The organism is Candidatus Hakubella thermalkaliphila (genome assembly GCF_013281975.1).
Taxonomy (GTDB): Bacteria; Actinomycetota; Humimicrobiia; order Hakubellales; family Hakubellaceae; genus Hakubella; species Hakubella thermalkaliphila.
The window spans coordinates 1-1,823 of record NZ_BLRZ01000212.1; the positions used below are offsets into that span (position 1 = coordinate 1).

A 1,823-nucleotide genomic window follows, 5' to 3' on the forward strand; every position below is an offset into this window, starting at 1 on the left:
GCATCTTCTGGATGGTTTCGGTGGTCACAGACTGGCCGCTGGCCTCAGAATGAGGCTGGAAAACTTTTTAATCTTCCGGGAGAAGTTCGTCTCCCTGGCCAACCAGGTGCTCCTGGAGGAGGATAGAGTGGCCAAATTGCACGTTGATTCCCCCCTGATTGCGAGTGACATGAAGAGAGAGCTGTTTAAGTTTCTTAAATATCTGGAGCCCTACGGTGAGGGCAACCAGGAGCCCATCTTCCTGTTTAGAGGAGCCCTTCTTACTGAAATCAGACCTACTTCAGATCTGAAGCATCTCAAACTAAGGGTGAAGGTAGACAGTCTGACCTTTCAGGCGGTTATGTTTAATGCACCCTCCGAAGTTCTTCAGGAAATAGAAGTCGGTAGTCAGATCGACCTGGTTTTCTGTTTTCGAGAGAGTGATTTCGACACCCATGGAGGATATGAGATAGTGGTTCTTGATCTAAGGAACGTATCAGGCGAGAAACCTCATCGCATCGCTGAACATATACACGACGATTTACCTGCTCATTCACATTAACGGCCTTGAAGATCGTTTCCATATCGAGACTTTTGGGAGAGAGGTTCTCGAGGCTGAACCACCGATTCTTGAAGCATTCGTTGCTGAGGCCGGAGTTGAAGTTTGATGAAGAAGTTCCCCCCTGATGCCGAGTTTTGGGATTATTACATCACTTCCGTTCTCCGGAGAAAAACTTGAGCAAAGTGATTCGAAAGGAGTAAGAGTTATGAGTTCTACTCGACAAAAGATTTTCAAGTTCCGGCGATTTGCCCATAGAGGCTTACAGAAGGTGAAATTGATCTGGAATATTATCTGCATAGCCTATAATTTCAGAAAATTTACCCGATTAGCCTATGGATGTTAAAGAGAATATGAAAAAAAGGAAGGTAACGGTACCAAAGTTTTGGTAAATAGGGTATCCATAATAGCAGGTTGGGGTAATCTTGTATTCAAAGGTTATCAGAAGTTAAAGAGATTCTTAGGAAGATGAAGGCACACTTTCAAAAGAATTTTTCGACAGGCTCACGTGTTAGGCGATGGAACTGCAAACATTTTCATTTCTTCTTTAATTGAAAGATGTAAACAAACTTCCTTTTGCCAGTCGGGAGAATGCATTGTAAAATTCGTTCAACTTCATCCCTTGTTGCTCCACTTGCAATAGTAATACCCTCAAGTATGGCAAACCATGCATTAGTTAAACCAATTTCACGTAGCCGTTTCCCATATGTTCTAGCATGAATTTTACCCATTTCCTGATGGTAAAGTGTTAAAAGATTCGGATCTTTGTTAATTAATTCCTCTATTTCTTCCCAGTACATTTTACGATTATGTTCGCTTCTTAGATAAAACCTTAATTTGTCGGCATCACTTTGTTCTACCTTTTCTATTGAGAATGGGAGAGATGTAATTATGCCAAATCTCGATTTAGCTTTTTGATAAGCATCATTAAGGCTTCGACGGATACCACTACCAAAAGTGATAGAATATGGGGAAAAGATGCTGTCATATATAATTTTATCATTGAACGGTAAAAGCACAGCTTCAACCATTATTGGCAGGTAGGATCCAACGATTTCCTCAAAGGTAGTATTAAGAGCGAGAACTCCATAAGCTTTTGGTGGCTCGTCTGTATCAAGAAAAACAGCATAACTCGTCAAATAACGAAAAATAAGGAATCTTCCTTTAACAAAGTCTTTCCAGCTGCTAATTATTTTTAATTCATGGTTGGAAAAGTTCAAAGGATTCTCCACAACAAATGAGTTAATTAACTCAGGATGTTTATACAACCTATCTCTAAGTTTGT

At 40.5% G+C, this 1,823-nt stretch carries 2 protein-coding genes and 1 pseudogene; 2 read left to right on the plus strand and 1 reads right to left on the minus strand.

The window, feature by feature from the left end:
* Window positions 1-541: pseudogene (locus HW443_RS10970) on the plus strand (hypothetical protein); the annotation flags it as partial.
* A 205-nt stretch (window positions 542-746) separates the two neighbouring features.
* The gene (locus tag HW443_RS10975) at window positions 747-884 is read left to right on the plus strand and encodes a transposase (protein ID WP_176235431.1); all 138 of its coding nucleotides are present in this window, start codon (window positions 747-749) and stop codon (window positions 882-884) included.
* Window positions 885-1,074: 190 nt separating this feature from the next.
* On the opposite strand, the gene HW443_RS10980 is transcribed toward HW443_RS10975, so the two are convergent.
* Window positions 1,075-1,823: hypothetical protein (locus HW443_RS10980; RefSeq protein ID WP_176238199.1), on the minus strand; the 749-nt coding region annotated here is incomplete at its 5' end.

Excerpts from the sequence above, each read along its gene's own strand:
- HW443_RS10975 (WP_176235431.1), top strand. The coding sequence starts at position 747 with ATGAGTTCTACTCGACAAAAGATTTTCAAGTTCCGGCGATTTGCCCAT.